The 1,864-nt window shown below is 55.8% G+C and carries 2 protein-coding genes; both read left to right on the forward strand.

Features of this window, described 5'->3' with window-relative positions; all coding sequences use genetic code 11:
* Positions 1-22: 22 nt before the first annotated feature.
* Positions 23-1,057, forward strand: coding sequence for a permease (locus HMPREF2914_RS01455; protein ID WP_000098298.1), 1,035 nt, complete (start codon positions 23-25; stop codon positions 1,055-1,057).
* 12 nt (positions 1,058-1,069) lie between these two features.
* The coding region (locus HMPREF2914_RS01460; protein WP_139148195.1) for an ISL3 family transposase at positions 1,070-1,864 on the forward strand (795 nt) is incomplete at its 3' end.

The raw sequence follows: 1,864 nt of genomic DNA on the forward strand, positions 1-1,864 counted from the left end.
AGAAATATAGGAGTAATATTGAATGTCATCTCAACTCCAAGACGCTCTAGGCATGTTCGCCTTTCTCGCTATCGAGCTATCGGTTTTATTCATTGGCATTAGCTTGCTGGTCGGAGTTCTTCAACGTCACATCCCACCATCCAAGGTGGAAGCGTTACTGACTTCCAGTGGGAAGCGAGGCTATTTTCTTGCTGCTGGTTTAGGAGCTATAACGCCCTTCTGTAGTTGCTCGACTATCCCCATGTTGAAAGGGTTGATTCGGGCACGGGCCGGTTTTGGGCCGATGATGGTGTTTCTTTTCTCATCTCCGTTGCTGAATCCTATCGTCGTCGGCCTGCTGGTTGCCACGTTTGGATGGACACTTACTGCTATCTATGTGCTCGCCGCTTTGGTGGTCGCGGTAGGTGCCGGATGGCTGCTTCACACGCTTGGCTTCGAGCGTTATGTGCGCCGGACGGCGACACAAGAGAGCAGTGGATGTAGTTCATCAGCAAGCCCGTGCAGTGCTACATCGACCGCATCGAGTTGCGGCACCAACAGCTGCGACACCACTCCGAAGACGGCTTCTTGCGGGGCTGATAGGAAGACAACAGTCTCTACGTCTAGCGAATGCTGTGACAGTCAACCCACTGTCACGGTTAAGAAAGAAGGGAAGTACAGTGGTGTGTGGCGGGAAGCTTGGTCGGACTTTATCGATGTGTTGCCTTACCTGCTCATCGGTATTGCGATTGGCAGCGTGATCTATGGTTTCATGCCCACTGACTTATTGGAGCAGTATGCAGGCCCAGATAATCCCTTTGCCATTCCAGTTGCCGCTGTCATCGGCGTGCCGTTGTATATTCGCGCTGAAGCCGTCATACCTCTGGCAGCGGCTCTGATGGCCAAAGGCGTGGGTGCCGGGACGGTGCTAGCGTTGATCATCGGCAGTGCCGGAGCCAGCCTGACTGAGCTCATTCTGTTGCGCTCTTTGTTCACGCTGAAGCTTTTAGCGGCGTTTTTAGCAGTCATTTTTGCTATGGCGATGATTGCCGGTTACGCCACCTACCTGTTTTTCTGATCAAGGCGGGAGATGATTAATTCGTTAAGCCTTCCTGGGTACCAGTTGGTGGATTCTGATGAGCAGAATGAAGACATACATTTTCGGCTTGAAGCACCTACACCAGTAGCCTGCGAGGGGTGCGGCGTGCAGGGTGAGTTCGTGCGGTTCGGCAAGCGTGACGTTCCCTATCGTGATCTGCCCATCCACGGCAAGCGGGTCACTCTCTGGGTGGTCCGCCGCCGATACACCTGCCGGGCCTGCAAGACAACATTCAGGCCCCAGCTACCGGAGATGGTGGACGGATTCCGTATGACACTGCGGCTGCATGAGTACGTGGAGAAGGAATCCTTCAACCACCCCTACACCTTTGTGGCGGCACAGACCGGCCTGGACGAGAAGACGGTGCGCGACATCTTCAACGCCCGCGCCGAGTTCCTGGGGCGCTGGCACCGCTTCGAGACGCCCCGCATCCTGGGCATTGACGAGCTATACCTGAACAAGCGCTACCGCTGCATTCTGACCAACATTGAGGAGCGAACCCTGCTCGACCTGCTGGCCACCCGCCGCCAGGACGTGGTGACCAACTACCTGATGAAGCTGAAAGACCGGCAGAAGGTCGAGATCGTCAGCATGGACATGTGGAACCCCTACCGGGCAGCGGTCAAGGCTGTGCTGCCCCAGGCCCGTATCGTGGTCGATAAGTTCCATGTGGTGCGCATGGCCAACGATGCCCTAGAGAGAGTGCGCAAGGGCCTCAGAAAGGAGCTGAAACCGTCCCAGAGCCGGACTCTCAAGGGAGACCGGAAAATCCTGCTGAAACGCGCT

Origin of the sequence: Pseudomonas sp. HMSC067G02 (assembly GCF_001813485.1) — a bacterium.
Classification (GTDB): domain Bacteria; phylum Pseudomonadota; class Gammaproteobacteria; order Pseudomonadales; family Pseudomonadaceae; genus Pseudomonas; species Pseudomonas aeruginosa.

Excerpts from the sequence above, each read along its gene's own strand:
- HMPREF2914_RS01455 (WP_000098298.1), top strand. The coding sequence starts at position 23 with ATGTCATCTCAACTCCAAGACGCTCTAGGCATGTTCGCCTTTCTCGCT.